This window comes from Xenophilus arseniciresistens, assembly GCF_028023875.1.
Taxonomy (GTDB): Bacteria; Pseudomonadota; Gammaproteobacteria; order Burkholderiales; family Burkholderiaceae_C; genus Xenophilus; species Xenophilus arseniciresistens.
The window spans coordinates 273,185-292,589 of the sequence record NZ_JAQIPB010000002.1 but is presented as its reverse complement, the minus strand read 5'-3'; the positions used below and the strand labels follow the sequence as shown (position 1 = coordinate 292,589).

Below are 19,405 nucleotides of genomic sequence, written 5' to 3'. Positions count from 1 at the left end.
CCGCGTGCGGGTCTTTTTTTGTCTATGCCATCTATCTCCACATTCATTGCATTGGCCTGGCTGGCGGTGCTGCCGGTGGCCGGCCATGCCCTCGCGCCGCTGCCCGGCGGCCGCACGCTGGCCTTTGCGCTGGCGGCAGGCACGGTGCTGGGCCTGCTGTTGCAGCGCACGCGCTTCTGCTTCTATTGCCACGCGCGCGACTGGTTCGAAGGCGGCAACCCGCGCGGGCTGCTGGCCGTTGTGCTGGCGCTGGCTGTGGGGCTGGTGGGCCACACCGTGATCGTGGGCAGCTGGGTGGCCGTGCCGCAGCCCGGCCAGTTGCCGCCCGATCTGCACATCGGGCCCGTGAGCTGGGTGCTGGTGCTGGCAGGCCTGGCCTTTGGTGCGGGCATGGTCGTTTCCGGCTCGTGCATCAGCGCGCACTGGTATCGGCTGGCCGAAGGCTCGCCGGCTTCGCCCTTTGCGCTGGCGGGTGTGGCAGGCGGCTTCGTGCTGGGCTTCATCAGCTGGAACCCGCTGTACAGCCTGGCCGTGGCCGACGCGCCCGTGGTCTGGCTGCCCGCGCACCTGGGCCATGGCGGCGCGCTGGCATTGCAGCTGGGCGTGCTGGCGGCCATTGCGGCCTGGCTGTGGCGCGGCTTTGCCAGCGAGTCCTCTCCGGCCGGGCCTGCCAAACCCCGCCATGTGCCATCGCTCGCGCAGGTCTGGCGCGGGCTGTGGCAGGGTCGCTGGCCCTGCTGGGTGGGCGGCCTGGGCGTGGGCCTGGTCGTGGCGCTGGCCATCGTGCGCATGCGGCCGCTGGGGGTGACCACCACCCTGGGCAGCGCGGCGCGCGCGGGTGCGCAAAGCCAGGGCTGGGTGCCCGAGCGGCTCAACGGTCTGGACGGCTTTGCCGGCTGCGCCACATTGCCGGGCAGCCACTGGCTCACGCCGCATGCGCTGCTGCTGGCGGGCATCGTCTCGGGCGCGTTCATCGGTGCGCTGGCCAGCCGGCAATGGCGCTGGGTACGGCCCACCGTGCGTGATGCGGCGCGCGGGCTGGGCGGCGGCCTGCTGCTGGGCTGGGGCGCCATGACCGGACTGGGCTGCACCGTGGGCACGCTGCTGTCGGGCATCTCGGCCGGCGCGCTGTCGGGCTGGGTCTTCGCGGCGGCGATGTTCCTGGCCGTGTGGGCCGGGCTGCGGATCAAGAGGAGCTTGCACCTGACGGACTGAGCCCACTGTCATTGCGGCCATCGCCCTCAAGCCCCGGCGGCGCCTGCGCCGAGGCGGTACGATCCTGCGCCTTGAGCGACCAGAAAGAAGCACGCAGGACTGCCCCATGAGCCAATTCCCCATCGATGACATCGTGCGCGGCCTGCAGGCGGCGCGACACGAATGGCGCGACGCCCAGCAGCGCACGCAGACCGGTGGCGAGCGCGAGCTGCCTTCGCGGCAGATCATGTCCGAGGTGGTGGAGGCGCTGACCGGCGCGCTGTTCCCGCTGCGCCTGGGCCCCGAAGACCTGCTGCAGGACAGCGAGGACCTGTACGTGGCCCACACGCTGGACACGGCGCTGCGCCAGCTGCACGGCCAGGCCACGCTGGAGCTGCGCCACGCGCAACGCCAGCTGGGCGAAGATGAAAGCCTGGCCGAGCTGTCGGCCCGGGCCGCTGCCAAGGTCCGCGATTTCGCCACGCAGTTGCCAGCCATCCGCCGCATCCTGGACAGCGACGTGATGGCCGCCTTCCAGGGCGATCCGGCCGCGCGCAGCGTCGACGAGGTGCTGCTGTGCTACCCGGGCGTGAGTGCCATGATCCACCACCGCATCGCGCACCCGCTGTACCAGCTGGGCCTGACCTTGCTGGCGCGCATGGTGACCGAGCGCGCGCACAGCCAGACCGGCATCGACATCCACCCCGGCGCCACCATCGGCCCGGGCTTCTTCATGGACCACGGCACCGGCATCGTGATCGGCGAGACCGCCGTGATCGGCCAGCGCGTGCGCCTGTACCAGCAGGTGACGCTGGGCGCCAAGCGCTTCCCCACCGACCCTGAAGGCAACCTGCAGAAGGGGCTGGCGCGCCACCCCGTGGTGGAGGACGACGTGGTGATCTATGCCGGCGCCACCATCCTGGGGCGCGTGACCCTGGGGCAGGGCGCCACCATCGGCGGCAACGTGTGGATCACCGACGACGTGCCGCCCGGCGCTGCCGTCACTCAAGCCAGCCTGCAGAAGGCCAAGGGCCAGCGGCCCGGTGATTGCTGATCGCGGCCCGCCGCTGCCATGACGATGAATGACTGGATGGGCGCAGGCGCCAGACACATGAAGACCATCGACGAGATGCTGCACCTGGACCTGCTCACCGCCGACCAGCACCGCCAGATCGGTGCCTGGATCGCGCAGTCGGGCTCGCCCGAAGAGATCCTGAAGATGCCCGCGTCCCTGTGGCAGGCCGTTGAACGTGCGAGCGAGGTCATGGGCATCGACAAAGACCTCACGCGGCCCCCGCTGCTGGGATCGAGCTAGCTTTTCTTCAAGGCTCGGCCGAGCCAAAGACCAGCAGCAGGTTGTTGGCCGGCATGCCTTGCCTGCCCAGCAGCGCCAGGCCTGCGCGCGCAGCTTCCCGCGCCACCGCATCGAGCCGGCGAATGCCCCAGGCCGGGTTGCGGGCCTTCAGGTCTGCATCGAAAGCCAGGTTGCTGGGCGCCGTCGGCATCTCGTCATCGAAGTAGGGCCCGTAGGTGATCAGCCGCCCGCCGGGTCGCAGATGGCGCGCGGCACCGTCCATCAGCGCCGCGCAGCTGGCCCAGGGCGAGATGTGCAGCATGTTGGCGCAGAAGATCGCGTCGAAGCCGTGCGCGGCCAGCGGCCAGGGGGTGGCCGTCACGTCCAGCAGCACGGGCGCCTGCACATTGCCCAGACCGTTGTGGCGAATGCGCGCGTCGATCACGGGCAGCAGCCTCTCATCGCCCTCCGTCGGCTGCCACTGCCAGCCGGGCATGGCGCCCGCGAACCACACCACATGCTCGCCCGTTCCCGAGGCGATCTCCAGCGCCGTACCTTGCGGCCCCAGCACGCCGAGCAGCGCTTCGAGGATGGGTTGCTTGTTGCGTTCGGCGGCGGGGCTGGTGGGCAGGTTCATGGCGCGACGGTAGCAGGGCTGGTCATCGCTGCACGCATCTCCCGCAACCGCCGGTGCGCATCCCCTTCCCACTGCACCGGCTGCTGGTTCTTCGCGCGCAAGTAGTGGTGCGTGAACACCGCCAGATAGGCCTCCAGCGTCTGCGCGGCAAGGGTGTCGCCAGCCAGTTCCAGGCACAGGCTTGTGACTTCGCTGGTGCACAGCTGCCCTTCGCGGACGGAGCGGCGCAGCTGGTAGCGAGAGAGCTGCTGCGGCTGCAGGCTCAGCACCGGGAATGCGTCGAGGTAGGGGCTGCGCCTGAACATCTTGCGCGCTTCGGTCCAGGTCGCGTCGAGCAGGACGAACAGCGGGCGCCTGGCGCTGCCACTGTCTGTGGCCGGCTGAACTTCGTGCACCACCGTGTGCCCGGCTTCCACATATTGCTCCGGGAACACCACGTAGGGCTGCCACTGCGGGTCGGCCAGCAGCGCCAGCAGGGCGGGGTCGACTTCGGTGCGCGCCCAGCCGAAGGCGAAGGTGTCCGGCACCACATCGGCAACCAGCCAGCCGGTGTTGGTGGGCTTCAGGGGCTCGATGTCGGCCATCAGCAGGCACACGCCGGCGCGCGTGTTCAGCACGGGGCGCAGCGCGCACAGGCAGTGGCTGGGCAGCAGCCGGCAGCCCTCGCAGCGCTCGCGCTTGAAGCCGCCGCGGGCCAGAAAGGGTTTGGCGCTGCGCGCAAGACGCGCGGCGCGCAGACGGGAGACGGCGTGGGGCATCGGCGCATTGTCGGCCCGGCCGGCCGGGCTTTGCGTGGCCCGGAAAGCGCCTGCGAAACCTGCCTGTGCCATAGTGGTCCCTCGTCCTGCACGCCATGCGCCCTGCCGGCGCGGGCACCGTGGGGTCCATCCGAACCGAGGAGTCATCCGCATGAGCAACCAGTACCAGATCGCCGTCGTCGTGGGCAGCATCCGCGCCGATTCGTTCAACCGCAAGCTTGCGCTGGCCCTGGCGCACCTGGCGCCGCCCGAGTTCACTTTCGAGCATGTGCGCATCGACACGCTGCCGCTGTACAACCAGGATCTGGACGGCAAGCAGCCGGCGGAGGTGCAGACTTTCAAGAGCCGCATCGCGGCTGCACAGGGCCTGCTTTTCGTCACGCCCGAATACAACCGGTCCATCCCCGGCGTGCTCAAGAACGCGCTGGACCAGGGCTCCAGGCCCTATGGCCAGAGTGCGTGGGGCGGCAAGCCCGCGGGCGTGATCGGCGTGTCGGTGGGCGCCATCGGCACCGCACTGGCGCAGCAGCATCTTCGCAATGTGCTGGCCTATCTGGACGTGCCCACGCTGGGCCAGCCCGAGGCCTTCATCCAGGCCAAGGACGACCTGTTCGACGACAAGGGCCACATCGGCAACGAAGGCAGCAGGAAATTCCTGCAGAGCTGGGTGGACCGCTACGTGGCCTGGGTCAAGACGCACGCCGCGTTCTGAGCAGCGCCCTCACGGGTGCCCATCCACGCGCATCTGGAACAGAAAATAGGGCGGCATGCAGGCGCCATGCCCTTCGCTCGCGTCTTCATCGCTGCGCGCGCAGATGTAGTCGTCGCGGCAGGCACGGCTGGCCGAGCAGCTGCGCAGCAGGCCGGGGCGCGTGTGCTTCAGGCATTGCGCAAAGGGGCGGCGCTCGGCCAGGCATTGGTTGAAATCGTCGAGCACTGCGATCTGGCCGCAGGTGGCGCCTTCGGGCGTATCGCCCGCGCCCGGCGTGCAACTGGCCGAACACATGCCGCCCGGAAAGCCCACGGCCGTGCGCTCGCACTGCGGCGCCGATGGGCCGCAGGCCAGCCGGGGCAGGCGTTGCGCGCGGTCCTGCGTGGGGTCGGCATGGGCTGTCAGTCGCGTGGGTTGGCACAGGCTGCCGGCGCTGCCTTCCTGGTCCTGCGCGCCGCCACCTTCGGCCAGGGGCCGGAACCAGTCCGGCGTGCGGCCTTCGAGCCAGGCGGCCGCCACGCGCGCGCGCCGCGGCAGCTCCTCCAGGGCATGGGGCGATGACGCCAGCGCCACGGCATTGCCGGCCGTGAAGGTGCGGGTGCGCGGCGTGTCTTCGCCCAGCCAGTGGAAGCCGGCCACGGCGCGGCTCTGGTGGCAGCCCGCGCAGCTCAGGTCGTCCAGCCGGCGCAGCACCGCCGCATGCGAGGCCAGGGTGCGCGAGCCCGGCACGGGCTGCCATTCGGCTTGCCTGTCATCCAAGAGCTGCGCGAAGGGGCGATTGGCCAGCCGCTCCAGCCCGCGCGGCGTGACCGAGCGCGCTTCCTGCGCCAGAAAGCGCTCGGGCAGCTTCAGCGTGCCTTTATCGAGCGCCTGCAACTGCGCGGGCTGCTGCAGCCAGCGCTGCAGATCGGCGCGCAGCGCGGCATCGCGGCGCAGGCGGGCCACATCGGGCGTGTTCTCCAGCGGGCCGGCTTCATAGCGGCCCGCCGCGGCGTTCCAGCGCCAGGCGCGCAGGATGTATTCGGCATGGCCGCCCAGGTCGGGCCGCACGCCCGAGGGCCAGCGCACGCTCTGCAGGTTGATGGCGATCTGCGCCAGCTCTTCGCGGCCCAGCCGCGCCGGGGCGAGGGCGCCCGCGTCGGACATCAGCCAGCGCGCCAGCGCCGGCCCCGCGCCGGCCTCATGCGGCGGCAGCCAGCGCTGCGCTGCGGCGGCGCAGCGGCCCTGGGCGTCGGGCGGCTCGGCGCGCAGTTCCACGCTCACGGTCATGGGCAGGCGCGAGCGCATGGCCTCGGTGCGATAGGCCAGCCTGTAGATCAGCCGCGTCTCGCCGCAGTGGCCCGCATGAAAGGGCGCGCGGTCCAGCCGGTTGACCACGCCCACCAGTTCGAAGAAGGCATGCGGGCTGTCCAGCCAGCGCAGATCGAAGAGCCGATGGCTGTAGCGTGCGATGCCCACGCCGGCTTGCGGGTCCGCGCGGGCGATGGCGCCGATGCTGCGTGCCAGCGGCGTGCGCAGCGCGGCCCACTGCGGCTGGCGCGCAAGCTCGGCGGTGCTGTTGAGCCCGCCCTGGCCGGCCGGTGCATCGAACCAGCGGCCCAGGCCCAGGCCGGCGGCTTCCAGGGCCTGCAAGGTGGCGGGGTCACTGACGGTTTGAAGCGCGGTGTGCGCAGCGGCCACGGGCGCCAGCAGGGCCAGCAGCAGGCCGGCCAGCCATGGCCGGAGCCCCGGAAACGGACGCGCACAACGGAACATGGCGGGCATTGTGCCCAGCGCCGGTGGCGGCCCCGCCCGCAGCGCCGCGCTTGGGCAGAATGCGGGCTCTGTCAGCTTTTGATTTCAGGAGTGCGTGCCCATGGAAGAAGTGCAGCAGCCATGCGATGTGCTGGTGATCGGCGGCGGCCCGGCGGGCTCCACCATTTCCACGCTGCTGGCCCGGCAGGGGCGTCAGGTGGTGATGCTGGAGAAGGAGCATCACCCGCGCTTTCACATCGGTGAATCGCTGCTGCCCGGCAACGTGGAGCTGTTCGAAAAGCTGGGCGTGCGCGAGGAGGTGGACCGCATCGGCATGCCCAAGTACGGCATCGAGTTCGTGCCGCCCGATCTGCCCTACCGCACCTATGTGGACTTTGCCGAGGGCTGGGACCCGAGCAAGGGTTCGGCCTGGCAGGTGCGCCGCTCGGAGCTGGACGAACTGCTGTTCCGCAACGCGGCCAGGCAGGGGGCCGTGACGCTCGAGGGCGCGCAGGTGCGCCAGGTGGACTTCGACGACGGCGGCGCCACGGTGCAGGCGCGGCTGGAAGATGGCAGCACGCGCCAGTGGCGCGCGCGCTTCGTGGTCGATGCGAGCGGGCGCGACACGGTGCTGGCCAATAAGTTCAAGGCCAAGAAGAAGAACCCCGACCACAACAGCACGGCACTTTTCGGCCACTTCAGGAATGCGCGCCGGCTCGAGGGCAAGCGCGAAGGCAACATCAGCATCTGCTGGTTCGAGCACGGTTGGTTCTGGTTCATCCCGCTGGCCGACGGCACCACCAGCGTGGGCGCGGTGTGCTGGGCCTACTACCTGAAGGCGCGCGACAAGCCGCTCAAGGAGTACTTCTTCGACACCATCGCGCTGTGCCCCGAACTGCACGACCGGCTCAAGGACGCCGAGCTGGTGGACGACGCCGTGCATGCCACGGGCAACTTCTCCTACAGCAGCACGCACGCGACGGGCGAGCGCTACCTGATGGTGGGCGACGCCTTCACCTTCATCGACCCGATGTTCTCCTCGGGCGTGTTCCTGGCCATGCAAAGCGGCTTCGACGGCGCCGAACTGGTGGCCACGGCGCTGGACAAGCCGGCCGCGCTGCCGGCCGCGCGCCGCGCGCTCGAAAAGCGCATGCGCGTGGGCCCGCGCGACTACTCGTGGTTCATCTACCGCGTGACCAACCCGACCATCCGCGACATGTTCATGCACCCGCGCAACGTGTTCAAGGTCAAGCAGGGGCTGATGTCGCTGCTGGCGGCCGACATCCACCATGGCGGCGCGTACCGGCGCTCGCTGTGGATGTTCAAGGCCATCTACTACTTCGTCTCGGTGATGTACCCGCGTCGCACCTACGAAGGCTGGAAGCGCCACCGCGACAACATCCGCGACTACGGGCCGCTGCGCGGCGAGACGATCCAGAAAGGCACGTGACCGGGCTTTCGACCGGCGCCGCTGAAAAAACAAAACGCCGGGCATGCCCGGCGTTTTTTCATCGCCGGGCCGCCCCAAGATGAAAAGCCCCCCTCGGGGGGCAGCGGACCACGCGAAGCGGGGGAGCGTGGGGGCCCTTTTTCATGGCGAAGGCGCAACTGCCGATCAGGCGGCCTGCTGGGCCTGCGCCTGGTTGGCGGCTTCGGCCGTCACGGCGCGGATGTCGGCGCGGGCCGATTCCAGCGCCGCGGCCCGGGCGGCTTCGCCCATGGCCAGGCCTTCGGCGCGCACGAAGCGCACGTCGGTGATGCCGAAGAAGCCGAACACCACCTGGAGGTAGCTCTCCTGGTGCTCGGCGGCCTGGCCGCCTTCGCTGGTGGAATAGATGCCGCCGCGGCTGGAGGCCACGATCACGGTCTTGCCGCCGGCCAGGCCCACCGCGCCCTTGTCGGTGTACTTGAAGGTGCGGCCGGCCTGGGCCAGGCGGTCGATCCAGGCCTTGAGCTGGCTGGGCACGCTGAAGTTGTACAGCGGTGCGCCGACCACGATCACGTCTGCGGCCAGGAACTGGCTGACCAGGCGCTCCGACACGGCGTTCTCGCGCTTCTGCGCTTCGGTGGGCCGTTCCGGCTGGCCGGTCTTGATGCCCAGTGCATTGGCGTCGAAATGGTTGGGCGCGTCCACGGCCAGGTCCAGGTGCTCCACCGTCGTGCCGGGGTGGTTGGCCTGCCACTGGGCCACGGTTTCGGCCGTGAGCAGGCGGGAGACGGACTGGGTGCCCAGGACGCTGGAGTCGACGTGAAGGAGTTTCATGGGATGTTCCTTGTGGGTGCGCAAGAAAAAAGGGGGGGTGGATGCAGGGGCCGCCAAGCGCGTCGGCCGATGAGAGCAAGTCTATGGATCGCACCAATGCGCGAGAAGTCTGCAAAATAAGGACGCCGTGTTCCGGAAACAGGACAATCCACCCATGATCGACCTCAACGACATGCTCTTTTTTGCCGAAGTGGCCGAACGCGGCGGCTTCACGGCGGCCAGCCGCTCGCTGGGCATCCCCAAATCCAGGCTGTCGCGGCGCGTGGCGGAGCTGGAATCGCAACTGGGCGTGCAGCTGCTCCAGCGCAGCACCCGCCGCCTGTCGCTGACCCAGGCCGGCGAGATCTACCTGCGCCACTGCATCGGCGTGCGCGACACGGCCGAGGCCGGCGCGGAGGCCGTGGCCCAGGTGCAGAAGGAGCCGCATGGCGTGGTGCGCATCAGCTGCCCCGTCACCCTGGCGCAAAGCAGCCTGGGGCCGCTGCTGCCGCAGTTCCTGTGCCGGCACCCGGGCGTGCAGATCGAGATGCGGGTGCTCAACCGGCCCGTGGACCCGGTGGAAGAGGGCATGGACCTGGCCCTGCGCGTGCGCTCGGTGATCGAGGACAGCGCCACCCTCGCGGCCCGCACCTTCGGCATCAGCCGCGGCCTGCTGGTGGCCACGCCCGCGGTGCTGGCGCGCCGCCAGGCCCTGCGCGGGCCCGAAGACCTGGGCAAGCTGGATGCCGTGAGCATGTCGTCCGGCGATGCCCGGGCCGGGATGACGCTGCATGGCCCCGAAGGACGCACCTTCCAGTACGTGCCGGCGCCGCCGCGCTACCTGGCCGACGACCTGGCGACCCTGCGCTTCGCCATCCTGGGCGGCGTGGGCGCGGGCATGCTGCCCGACTACCTGTGCCGTGAGGACCTGCGCAGCGGCCGGCTCGTGGAGGTGCTGCCGGGCTGGCAGCCGCCCACCGGCATCGTGCATGCGATGTATCCGCCCCGCCGTGCGCTGGTGCCGGCCGTGCGGCGCCTGCTGGACTTCCTGGCCGAACATCTGCAGGCCGACGAGCCGCATGTGCTGGCGGGCTGACGCCTCTTATATGCCATCAAGGGCATATTCAAACAAAGAGATATTCGTTTGCGATTGATAGAGCCACTTGGACAATGCGTTCCTGTTACAAATAAGGAGTGCTGTGGTGGCCACTTTGCGTCTGGGCGACATCGCCCCCGATTTCACGCAGGAGTCTTCCCAAGGTCCGATCCGCTTTCATGAGTGGGCCGGCGATTCCTGGGTGATCCTGTTCTCGCACCCCGCCGACTTCACCCCCGTGTGCACCACCGAGCTGGGCCGCACGGCCGCCCTGGGCGGCGAATTCGCCAGGCGTGGCGTCAAGCCCATCGCCATCAGCGTCGACCCGGTCGACAAGCACCAGCAGTGGATAGCCGACATCAACGAGACGCAGAACACCACGGTGAACTTCCCCATCCTGGCCGATGCCGACCGCAAAGTCTCCGAGCTGTACGACCTGATCCACCCCAACGCCTCGGCCACGGCCACCGTGCGCAGCGTGTTCTTCATCGACCCGAAGAAGACCGTCCGCGCCACCCTGACCTACCCGGCCAGCACGGGCCGCAACTTCGACGAGCTGCTGCGCGTGGTCGATTCGCTGCAGCTGACCGACAGCCACAAGGTGGCCACGCCCGCTGACTGGAAGGACGGCGACGACGTGGTGATCGTGCCCAGCCTGCAGGACCCCGCGGAGCTCAAGGAGCGCTTCCCCAAGGGGTGGAACGCCGTGCGGCCCTATCTGCGCGTCACGCCGCAGCCCAACAAGTAAGCCCGGGCCTTCTTGCCGTGAGCACCCCCATCGTCATCGTCCCGGGCTGGCGCGACTCCGGCCCCGGCCACTGGCAGAGCCTGTGGGCCGAGCGCATGCAGTCGGCCGTGCGCGTGGTGCAGGACGACTGGGTCACGCCGCGGCGCGAGCCCTGGGTCCAGGCGCTGGAGGCGCTGATCCTGAGCCAGCCCGAGCCAGTGGTCGTCGCCGCCCACAGCCTGGGCTGCATCGCCACGGCGCACCTGGGCGCCGAGGCGGCCTCGCGCATCGCCGGTGCGCTGCTGGTGGCGCCGGCCGACCCGGAGCGCCGAGCGGCTCTGGCAGACTTCGCCCCGGTGCCCCATCAGCCTCTGCCTTACCGCAGCATCGTGGTGGCCAGCACCGATGACCCTTATTGCCCCGTGCGCCTGGCCGGCGCCTATGCCCGCGCCTGGGGCAGTGAATTCGTCCGCGTGCCCAAGGCCGGCCATATCAACGTAGAGTCCGGGCATGGCGACTGGCCACTGGGCCTGGCGCTGCTGGATTCGCTGACCCTCACGCCCAGCCGCCTGCTGGGCGCTCCAAACCATAACAATCACCCATCCTCTTCCCTGGCGACGCCATGAACTTCAAGATCAAGAACATCCTCCTGGGCGCGGCCCTGTCCCTGTCGGCCGTGGGCGCCATGGCCCAGACCACGCTGCTCAACGCCTCCTATGACGTGGCGCGCGAGTTCTACAAGGACATCAACCCGGCCTTCATCGCCCACTACAAGAAGACCACCGGCAAGGACCTGAAGATCGACCAGGCCCACGGCGGCTCCAGCGCCCAGGCGCGCGCTGTCAACGACGGGCTGGACGCCGACGTGGTGACCTTCAACACCACCACCGACATCGACTTCCTGGCCGGCACCGGCGTGGTGGCCAAGGACTGGGCCAAGCGCTTCCCCGACAACGCGGCCCCCACCATTTCCACCTCCATCTTCCTGGTGCGCAAGGGCAATCCCAAGAACATCAAGGACTGGGACGACCTGGTCCGCCCCGACGTGAAGGTCGTGGTGGTCAACCCCAAGACCGGCGGCAACGGCCGCTACACCTACCTGGCCGCCTGGGGCTACATCAAGAAGAAGGGCGGCACCGACGCGCAGGCCGCCGAGTTCGTGGGCAAGCTGTTCAAGAACGTGCCCGTGCTGGGTAAGGGCGGCCGCGACGCGACCACCATCTTCCTGCAGCGCAACATCGGCGACGTGCTCGTGACCTTCGAATCCGAATCGCTGTCGGTGGACCGCGAATTCGGCGCCGGCAAGGTCGATGCGGTCTACCCCTCGATCAGCATCATTGCCGAGAACCCCGTGGCCGTGGTGGAGCGCACCGTGGCCAAGAAGGGCACGGCCGAGGTGGCCAAGGCCTACCTGGACTTCCTCTACACCGACGAGGCGCAGGAGATCGCCGCCAAGCATGCGCTGCGTCCGCGTTCGCCGGCCGTGCTCAAGAAGCATGCGGCGCAGTTCAAGCCGCTGCAACTGTTCGCGGTGCAGGAGCTGTTCGGCAGCCTGGCTGAAGCGCAGAAGGTGCACTTCAACGACGGTGGCCAGTTCGACAAGATCTACACGCCCGGCGCAAGGTAATTTCATGAGCGGTGCCGTTTCGCCGGCGCTGCCCTCCGGGGCGGCGCCGCTTTCGCTTGGACGCGCGCGCGGTGCCAAGCGCGTGCTGCCGGGCTTTCACCTCACGCTGGGCTACACGCTGCTGTACCTGTGCCTGATCGTGCTGATCCCGCTCACGACGCTGGTGCTCAAGACCTTCACCCTGAGCTGGGAGCAGTTCTGGGCCGCGGTGAGCGCGCCGCGCGTGCTGGCCTCGTACCGGCTGACCTTCGGCGCCTCCTTTCTGGCTGCGCTGGTGAACCTGTTCGCCGGCCTGCTGGTGGCCTGGGTGCTGGTGCGCTACAAGTTCCCGGGCAAGCGCATCGTCGATGCGCTGGTCGACCTGCCTTTCGCGCTGCCCACGGCCGTGGCCGGCATCTCGCTCACCGCGCTGCTGGCTGGCAACGGCTGGATCGGCCAGTACCTGGAGCCGCTGGGCATCCAGCTGGCCTTCAACCCCAACGGCGTGGTGATCGCGCTGATCTTCATCGGCCTGCCTTTCGTGGTGCGCACGGTGCAGCCTGTGCTCGAGGACATGGAAAAGGAGCTGGAAGAAGCGGCCACCTCGCTGGGCGCCACGCGCTGGCAGACCTTCCGCCTGGTGCTGCTGCCGGCGCTGATGCCGGCGCTGCTGACCGGCTTTGCGATGGCCTTTGCGCGCGCCATCGGTGAATACGGCTCGGTGATCTTCATCGCCGGCAACATGCCCATGATTTCCGAAATCACGCCGCTGATCATCATCGGCAAGCTCGAGCAGTACGACTACGCAGGCGCCACGGCCGTGGCCCTGGTCATGCTGGTGTTCTCCTTCATCATGCTGCTGGTCATCAACGGCCTGCAGGCCTGGCAGCGCAAGCGCGGGGTGTCGGCATGAGCGGTGCGGCCACTACCTTGCGCGCGGGCGCGCGCCGTGCCCAGGCGGGCACCACCGAATCGCCCTGGGTGCGCCGGCTGCTGATCGGCCTGGCGCTGGCCTTCATCTTCCTGTTCCTGGTGCTGCCGCTCGCGGCCGTGGCCACCGAGGCGCTGCGCAAGGGCTGGGCGGCCTACTGGGAGGCGCTCAAGGAGCCCGATGCCTGGGCCTCGATCCGGCTGACGCTGATCACCGCCGCCATCACGGTGCCGCTGAACCTGGTGTTCGGCATCGCGGCCGCGTGGGCCATCGCCAAGTACGAATTCAAGGGCAAGGCCTTCCTCACCACCCTGATCGACCTGCCGTTCGCGGTGTCGCCGGTGGTGGCGGGCCTGATCTACATGCTGGTCTTCGGGGCGCAGGGCTGGTTCGGTCCGTGGCTGGCCGCGCATGACATCAAGATCATGTTCGCCGTGCCGGGCATCGTGCTGGCCACCATCTTCGTGACCTTCCCCTTCATCGCGCGCGAACTGATCCCGCTGATGCAGGCGCAGGGCACCGAAGAAGAGCAGGCCGCGATCGTGCTGGGCGCCAGCGGCTGGCAGACCTTCTGGAAGGTCACGCTGCCCAACATCAAGTGGGGCCTGCTGTACGGCGTGATCCTGTGCAATGCGCGGGCCATGGGCGAGTTCGGCGCGGTGTCGGTGGTCTCGGGCCACATCCGCGGCCAGACCAACACCATGCCGCTGCACGTCGAAGTGCTCTACAACGAATACCAGTCGGTGGCCGCCTTCGCGGTGGCCTCGCTGCTGGCCATCCTGGCGCTGGTCACGCTGGTCATCAAGACCGTGATCGAGTGGCGCCACGAGCGCGAAATGAAGGCCCTGGCCGAGCTGCCGCCCGAGCGTCCCACTGCGTCCGGCGACGCGGCGGCCTGAGAAACGAGAGATCCCTATGAGTATCGAAATCCGCAACGTCAGCAAGCATTTCGGCAACTTCCACGCCCTCAAGGACGTGAGCCTGAACGTGGATTCGGGTGAACTGTTTGCGCTGCTGGGCCCTTCGGGCTGCGGCAAGACCACGCTGCTGCGCATCATCGCGGGCCTGGAAACGGCCGACAGCGGCAGCATCCTGTTCAGCGGCGAAGACACCACCGACGTGCATGTGCGCGAGCGCCAGGTCGGCTTCGTGTTCCAGCACTACGCGCTATTTCGCCACATGAGCGTATTCGAGAACGTGGCCTTCGGCCTGCGCGTGCGCCCGCGCGCCACGCGGCCCAGCGAGGCCCAGATCAAGGCCAAGGTCACGGACCTGCTCAAGCTGGTGCAGCTGGACTGGCTGGCCGACCGCTACCCGGCCCAGCTCTCGGGCGGCCAGCGTCAGCGCATTGCGTTGGCCCGCGCGCTGGCGGTGGAGCCCAAGGTGCTGCTGCTCGACGAGCCCTTCGGCGCGCTGGATGCCAAGGTGCGCAAGGAGCTGCGCCGCTGGCTGCGCCGCCTGCACGACGAGCTGCATGTCACCTCCATCTTCGTCACGCACGACCAGGAAGAGGCGCTCGAAGTGGCCGACCGCGTGGTGCTGATGAACAGCGGAAAGATCGAGCAGGTGGGCTCGCCGCAGGAGGTGTGGGACCACCCGGCCAGCCCCTTCGTCTACGGTTTCCTGGGTGACGTGAACCTGTTCCATGGCCGCGCCCACCAGGGCGAGGTCGAGGTGCAGGGCGTGCGCATCGCCTCGGCCGAGGCCGGCGGCGCCGAAGACGCCAAGGCCCTGGCCTACGTGCGCCCGCACGATTTCGAGATCAGCCGCTACGTGGCCGGTGCCGGGCATCCCGCGGGCATCGCGGCCACCATCGGCCGCGCCATCGTGGTGGGCCCGATCGCGCGCATGGAACTTGAACCCCTGGAAACGAATCCAGACAACCCTGGATTCGGCGCCATCATCGAGGCGCAGATCCCCGCGCAGCAATACCGGGAACTCGGCCTGCGCGAGGGCGACACCGTGGTCGCCAGCCCGCGGCGTGCGCGGGTCTTCGTCGATCAAGGACAAGGCATTTGAACTGGCTCACTGGCGCCCCGCGCCGCACGTACGCACTCATCGCAGCCATCTGCGCCGCAATGCTCGCCTTCGGCATGTACCTGCAGCATGTGCAGGGGCTGGAGCCCTGTCCCATGTGCATCGTGCAGCGCTATGCGCTGGTGCTGGTGGGGGTGTTCGCGGCGCTGGCGGCCTTCACGCGCCGCAGCGGCCTGCAGAAAAGCTGGGCCGTGCTCGGCCTGCTGGCCGCGGGCGGCGGCGCCTTCACGGCGGCGCGCCAGAGCTGGCTGCAGTGGTACCCGCCCGAGCTGGGCAGCTGCGGCCGCGACATCTACGGGATGATCGAATCCTTCCCGCTGCGCCGCGCCATTCCGATGATCTTCCAGGGCAGCGGGGACTGCTCCGCGGTGGACTGGACCTTCCTGGGCCTGACCATCGCGAACTGGGGCTTCGTCTGGTTCGCGGCCTTCGCGGTGGTGTTCGCGCTGCTGCTGGCGCAACGCGCGCCCCGGCCGGTGCCGGGCCGGCAAGTGCCCGCCTGAGCGCTGGGCGGTTGCCGGGCCGGGCCAGCGCCCCGACCGGCGTGCTGGCATGATGCAAACCGGCTTTCATGCGTGGGTCGATGGGACCGCGGCGTGAACGTCGCCGCGCCTCGCCCGCCATGTCTTCTTCTCCTCTTTCAGACGCCCAACGCAATGTCTGGCTGCTGGTGGCCGCCCAATCGCTGGGCGCTGCCGCGCCGCCGATCCTGATCTCGCTGGGCGGCCTGGTGGGCCAGATGCTTTCGGGCAGTGCCGCGCTGGCCACCTTGCCCGTGAGCCTCTATCACCTGGGGCTCGCGCTTTCCACCCTTCCTGCCGCGCTGCTGATGCGCCGCCTGGGCCGGCGCGCGGCCTACTGCCTGGGCGCTGTGCTGGGCATGGCCTCGGGCCTGCTTGCGGCTGTGGGTGTGCTGGAGGGCAGCTTTGCGACCTTCTGCATTGGCACGGCGCTGGCGGGCTTTTATGGCGCCTGCGTTCAGAACTACCGCTTCGCGGCCTCTGATGCGGTGAGCGCCGAGCAGCGGCCCCAGGCCATCTCGCGCATCATGGTCGGCGGCCTGGTCGCTGCCGTGATCGGGCCGCAGCTCGTGATCTGGACCCGCGACGCCTGGCCGGCGGCGCCCTTCGCGGGCAGCTTCGTGGGCCAGGCCGCGCTGGCGCTGCTGGCCTTGCCTCTGCTGTGGCGGCTGCGCATGCCGGCGCCGCAGGCCGAGCAGCAGGCCGATGGACCGGCGCGCCCGCTGGCCGTCATCGCGCGCACGCCGCGCTTCATCGTCGCGGCGATGGCGGGCGTGGTTTCCTATGGCCTGATGTCCTTCCTCATGACGGCCGCACCCATGGCCATGGTGGGTTGCGGCTTCACCGTGGGCGAGGCCGCGCTGGGCATCCAGTGGCATGTGCTGGCCATGTTCGTGCCCAGCTTCTTCACGGGCCGGCTGATTGCGCGCTGGGGCAAGGTCACGATCACCGCGCTGGGCCTGGCGCTGATCGGCGCCTCGGGCCTGATGGCGCTGATGGGCCTTCAGTTGCAGCATTTCTGGGGCTCGCTGGTGCTGCTGGGCCTGGGCTGGAACTTCGGCTTCATCGGCGCCACCGCGATGGTGACCGAGACCTACACCGCCGCCGAACGCGCGAAGGTGCAGGCCCTGAACGACTTCCTGATCTTCGGCACCGTGGCCGTGGCCTCCTTCGGCTCGGGCCACCTGCTCGGCGCGTCGGGTTGGGACGCCATCAACCTGCTCATGCTGCCGCTGGTGGGCGCGGCGCTGCTGATGCTGGGCGCCCATGCCTGGCGCGAGCGCTCGCGCGCCGGCACGAGCGCGCTGGCCGGGCGCTGAGGCCTCCTCGGTACTGCGTCAGGCGGTGGCCAGTTGGGCCGCGAGCCGGGCCACGTCGGCCAGCACGGCGTCGCTGCGCGCCTTCGTGAGCCGGGTCTGCGTGAGGTAGGCCGCCACCAGCCAGGGCGCGCGGCCCGGTGGCCAGAAGATGGCCACGTCGTTGTTCGTGCCCAGGGCGCCTGCGCCTGTCTTGTCTCCCACGCGCCAGCCGGCCGGCAGGCCCGCGCGCAGCCGCGTGTCCCCCGTGGTGTTGGCCACCATCCATTGCGTCAGCCGCTCGCGCGAGGCCGCGGACAGCGCATCGCCCAGCAGCAGACGCTGAAGGCTGTCGACCATCGCCGCGGGCGTGGTGGTGTCGCGCGGGTCGCCCGGGGTGGCTTCGTTCAGGCCCGGTTCCGTGCGGTCCAGCCGCGTGTGCGCATCGCCCAGCGTGCGCAGGTAGGCCGTCAGCGCCGCCGGCCCGCCGTAGCTCTGCAGGATCAGGTTGGCTGCCGCGTTGTCGCTGGTGGTGATCGTCGCTTCGCACAGCTGCGCCAGCGTCAGGCCCGCGCCCACATGCTGCTCGGTGACGGGCGAATGCGCGACCAGCACGTCGCGGCCGTAGGGAATGCGGCGCTCCAGCTGTTCCTGGCCGGCGTCCACGCGCTGCAGCACCTGCGCCGCGGCCAGCACCTTGAAGGTGCTGCACATGGGAAAGCGCTCGTCGGCGCGGTGGCTCACCGAGGCACCGGTGCCCGTGTCGAGGATGTGAACGCCCAGCCGGCCGCCGCTGCCGGCCTCGATGCTGCGCAGGCGCTGCATGGCATCTGCCGAGCCTGGGCTCAAGTTTTTCTGGCTCTTCTGGGCCAGGGCCAGGGTGGGGAGCGCGGCGGCGAGCAGCGCGCCGAAATGTCGTCTTTGCATGGGGTCAGCGAATCAGGATTGAAGGAGATGGGAGGCGTGACGATAGAGAAGGCCGGCCTTTCGTTCCAATGGGAAGATTGCAGGTCTGACCCCAGAAAAACTGAGTCTTCGAGCCCGACCATGTCCTTGCCACTGAACGCCCTGCGCGCCTTCGAGGTTTCGGCGCGCCACCTGAGCTTCACGCGTGCCGCGCAGGAGCTGAACGTGACGCAGACCGCCGTGAGCCAGCACGTGAAGAACCTGGAGGATCGTCTGGGCGCGCCACTGTTCCGGCGCCTGCCGCGCGGGCTGGCGCTGACGGACGAGGGCCATGCGCTGCTGCCGGTGCTGGCCCAGTCCTTCGCGCGCATGGCCGCGGTGCTGGCGCAGTTTGGCGATGGGCGCATGCGCGAACTGCTGGCCGTGGGGGTGGTCGGCACTTTCGCCGTGGGCTGGCTGCTGCCACGGCTGCCCGAGTTCCAGGCGCAGCATCCTTTCGTCGACCTGCGGCTGTTCACGCACAACAACCGCGTCGACATCGCGGCCGAGGGGCTGGACTGCGCGATCCGTTTCGGCGACGGTGCCTGGCATGGCCTGGCCGCCGTGCCACTGGTGCAGGCGCCCCTGACGCTGCTGTGCGCGCCCGCGCTGGCCGCGCGCCTGCGTCGGCCGGCCGACCTGCTGCACGAGCCGCTGCTGCGCTCCTACCGCAGCGATGAATGGGGCCGCTGGTTTGCGGCGGCCGGCCTGCCGCCGCCGGTGCTGCGCGGGCCGGTCTTCGATTCCTCGCTGGCGCTGGCCGAGGCGGCCGCGCAGGGCGCCGGCGCGGCGCTGCTGCCGGCAGCGATGTTCGCAAAGGCCCTGCAGCAGGAGCGGCTGGTGCGGCCCTTCGACATCGAGATCGGGGAGGGAGGCTACTGGCTCACCCGGCCCAAGTCACGCCCGCCTTCGGCCGCGCTGCTGGCCTTCGAGGCCTGGCTCACGCAGCAAACAGCTGCTGAGGCCCCTCAGAGCGGCAGCGTGTCGAAGGCCGCGTAAGCCGTGCCCAGCCAGCTCTTGACGCGCTGGCGCTCCAGCAGGCCCAGCGCGTCGGGTCCGTCCTTGTCGTGCACGGCCTTCCAGAAGCTGGTGTTGCGGTTGTCGATCTTGCGCATGCTGGCTTCCTGCAGGCGCGGCAGCGAGATCACGCGCGCGCCTGCGGCCGTGGCCCGCGCCAGCGACTGCGAACCGAGCATCAGCGCGAAATCGCTGCCCCGGCCGTAGTTCTGCACCACGATGTAGTTGGCGCGCTCGCCAAAGGTGTCGACCAGCTTGCCCAGCAGGTCGCTGGAGTCGCGGCCGTCGTCCATCACATGCCAGAAGTTGACCGGGATGTTCAGCTCGGCGAAGACGTCGAAGAGCTGGGATTCGTCGATCCAGCGCGCCAGCGGCGCCAGGGTCTGGGCCGCCATGTCCACGATCACGCTCTGCTCGGGCTTCTGCTCGAAGCCATTGACCACCTGGTCCAGGCCCTCGAAGCTGTCGACCACGATGGGCGAGGCGAAGCCTTCGTAGAAGCGCGTGAAGGAGTGGTGCGAGCGGTCGGTGTCGTAGCCGACGAAGGGGCGGTCGTGGTCGATGAAGTACTGCGCCAGCAGCCGCGAAGTGACCGATTTGCCGACGCCGCCTTTTTCGCCGCCGATGAAGTTGAGAGAGCTCATGGGAAAGGCCGACCG

21 protein-coding genes are annotated in these 19,405 nt (G+C 69.4%); 15 read left to right on the top strand and 6 right to left on the bottom strand.

The genetic code is table 11. From position 1 onward, the window contains the following. Positions 1–24 precede the first annotated feature (24 nt). From PGB34_RS05940 to PGB34_RS05930, 3 genes are all read left to right on the top strand, one after another. Complete coding sequence (locus PGB34_RS05940) at positions 25–1,215, top strand: YeeE/YedE thiosulfate transporter family protein (protein ID WP_271427145.1); 1,191 nt, start codon at positions 25–27, stop codon at positions 1,213–1,215. 106 nt (positions 1,216–1,321) lie between these two features. Continuing rightward, on the top strand, positions 1,322–2,248 hold the full coding sequence (gene epsC / locus PGB34_RS05935) for a serine O-acetyltransferase EpsC (protein WP_271427144.1): 927 nt from the start codon (positions 1,322–1,324) through the stop codon (positions 2,246–2,248). A gap of 57 nt (positions 2,249–2,305) precedes the next feature. Continuing rightward, entirely contained in the window at positions 2,306–2,509 is a 204-nt protein-coding gene (locus PGB34_RS05930; protein ID WP_271427143.1) for a hypothetical protein, read from the top strand. Positions 2,510–2,516: 7 nt separating this feature from the next. On the opposite strand, the gene PGB34_RS05925 is transcribed toward PGB34_RS05930, so the two are convergent. Both PGB34_RS05925 and PGB34_RS05920 read right to left on the bottom strand, forming a co-directional pair. Beyond that, the gene (locus PGB34_RS05925) at positions 2,517–3,125 is read right to left on the bottom strand and encodes a DUF938 domain-containing protein (RefSeq protein WP_271427142.1); all 609 of its coding nucleotides are present in this window, start codon (positions 3,123–3,125) and stop codon (positions 2,517–2,519) included. After that, entirely contained in the window at positions 3,122–3,883 is a 762-nt protein-coding gene (locus PGB34_RS05920) for a tRNA-uridine aminocarboxypropyltransferase (protein ID WP_271427141.1), read from the bottom strand. The genes PGB34_RS05925 and PGB34_RS05920 overlap by 4 nt, the downstream gene beginning before the upstream one ends. 151 nt (positions 3,884–4,034) lie before the next feature. Here PGB34_RS05920 and PGB34_RS05915 point away from each other — a divergent pair, with 151 nt between their 5' ends. Further along, entirely contained in the window at positions 4,035–4,595 is a 561-nt protein-coding gene (locus PGB34_RS05915) for an NADPH-dependent FMN reductase (protein ID WP_271427140.1), read from the top strand. 9 nt (positions 4,596–4,604) lie between these two features. On the opposite strand, the gene PGB34_RS05910 is transcribed toward PGB34_RS05915, so the two are convergent. Then, entirely contained in the window at positions 4,605–6,350 is a 1,746-nt protein-coding gene (locus PGB34_RS05910) for a hypothetical protein (protein WP_271427139.1), read from the bottom strand. Positions 6,351–6,450: 100 nt separating this feature from the next. On the opposite strand from PGB34_RS05910, the gene PGB34_RS05905 reads away from it, so the two are divergent. Continuing rightward, positions 6,451–7,779, top strand: a complete 1,329-nt coding sequence (locus PGB34_RS05905) for an NAD(P)/FAD-dependent oxidoreductase (RefSeq protein ID WP_271427138.1) — start codon at positions 6,451–6,453, stop codon at positions 7,777–7,779. A gap of 165 nt (positions 7,780–7,944) precedes the next feature. Here PGB34_RS05905 and PGB34_RS05900 read toward each other — a convergent pair whose 3' ends face one another. Continuing rightward, a complete protein-coding gene (locus tag PGB34_RS05900; RefSeq protein ID WP_271427137.1) occupies positions 7,945–8,592 on the bottom strand; it encodes an FMN-dependent NADH-azoreductase in 648 nt (215 codons plus the stop codon). Positions 8,593–8,746: 154 nt separating this feature from the next. Here PGB34_RS05900 and PGB34_RS05895 point away from each other — a divergent pair, with 154 nt between their 5' ends. The 9 genes from PGB34_RS05895 to PGB34_RS05855 all read left to right on the top strand — a co-directional run bounded on the left by PGB34_RS05895 (position 8,747) and on the right by PGB34_RS05855 (position 16,808). Then, positions 8,747–9,667, top strand: a complete 921-nt coding sequence (locus PGB34_RS05895; RefSeq protein ID WP_271427136.1) for a LysR family transcriptional regulator — start codon at positions 8,747–8,749, stop codon at positions 9,665–9,667. Positions 9,668–9,773: 106 nt separating this feature from the next. After that, positions 9,774–10,415, top strand: a complete 642-nt coding sequence (locus tag PGB34_RS05890; RefSeq protein WP_271427135.1) for a peroxiredoxin — start codon at positions 9,774–9,776, stop codon at positions 10,413–10,415. A 17-nt stretch (positions 10,416–10,432) separates the two neighbouring features. After that, positions 10,433–11,020: an RBBP9/YdeN family alpha/beta hydrolase gene (locus PGB34_RS05885; RefSeq protein ID WP_271427134.1), complete on the top strand. Its 588-nt coding sequence runs from the start codon at positions 10,433–10,435 to the stop codon at positions 11,018–11,020. Next, the gene (locus PGB34_RS05880) at positions 11,017–12,021 is read left to right on the top strand and encodes a sulfate ABC transporter substrate-binding protein (RefSeq protein WP_271427133.1); all 1,005 of its coding nucleotides are present in this window, start codon (positions 11,017–11,019) and stop codon (positions 12,019–12,021) included. The genes PGB34_RS05885 and PGB34_RS05880 overlap by 4 nt, the downstream gene beginning before the upstream one ends. 4 nt (positions 12,022–12,025) lie before the next feature. Beyond that, positions 12,026–12,913 (top strand): sulfate ABC transporter permease subunit CysT, encoded by an 888-nt coding sequence (gene cysT, locus PGB34_RS05875; protein WP_271427132.1) that lies wholly within the window; start codon positions 12,026–12,028, stop codon positions 12,911–12,913. Next, positions 12,910–13,830, top strand: a complete 921-nt coding sequence (cysW, locus tag PGB34_RS05870; RefSeq protein ID WP_271427131.1) for a sulfate ABC transporter permease subunit CysW — start codon at positions 12,910–12,912, stop codon at positions 13,828–13,830. Before cysT ends, cysW begins: the two co-directional genes overlap by 4 nt. A gap of 16 nt (positions 13,831–13,846) precedes the next feature. Continuing rightward, entirely contained in the window at positions 13,847–14,950 is a 1,104-nt protein-coding gene (locus tag PGB34_RS05865; RefSeq protein ID WP_271427130.1) for a sulfate/molybdate ABC transporter ATP-binding protein, read from the top strand. Beyond that, complete coding sequence (locus tag PGB34_RS05860) at positions 14,947–15,471, top strand: disulfide bond formation protein B (RefSeq protein ID WP_271427129.1); 525 nt, start codon at positions 14,947–14,949, stop codon at positions 15,469–15,471. The genes PGB34_RS05865 and PGB34_RS05860 overlap by 4 nt, the downstream gene beginning before the upstream one ends. Positions 15,472–15,590: 119 nt before the next feature. Beyond that, positions 15,591–16,808, top strand: coding sequence for an MFS transporter (locus PGB34_RS05855; RefSeq protein WP_271427128.1), 1,218 nt, complete (start codon positions 15,591–15,593; stop codon positions 16,806–16,808). Between the two features lie 18 nt (positions 16,809–16,826). Here PGB34_RS05855 and bla read toward each other — a convergent pair whose 3' ends face one another. Then, positions 16,827–17,711: a class A beta-lactamase gene (gene bla, locus PGB34_RS05850; protein ID WP_271427127.1), complete on the bottom strand. Its 885-nt coding sequence runs from the start codon at positions 17,709–17,711 to the stop codon at positions 16,827–16,829. Positions 17,712–17,831: 120 nt separating this feature from the next. Here bla and PGB34_RS05845 point away from each other — a divergent pair, with 120 nt between their 5' ends. Next, positions 17,832–18,728 (top strand): LysR family transcriptional regulator, encoded by an 897-nt coding sequence (locus PGB34_RS05845; RefSeq protein ID WP_271427126.1) that lies wholly within the window; start codon positions 17,832–17,834, stop codon positions 18,726–18,728. On the opposite strand, the gene PGB34_RS05840 is transcribed toward PGB34_RS05845, so the two are convergent. Further along, on the bottom strand, positions 18,698–19,390 hold the full coding sequence (locus PGB34_RS05840) for a P-loop NTPase family protein (RefSeq protein ID WP_271427125.1): 693 nt from the start codon (positions 19,388–19,390) through the stop codon (positions 18,698–18,700). The genes PGB34_RS05845 and PGB34_RS05840 overlap by 31 nt on opposite strands. Positions 19,391–19,405 lie beyond the last annotated feature (15 nt).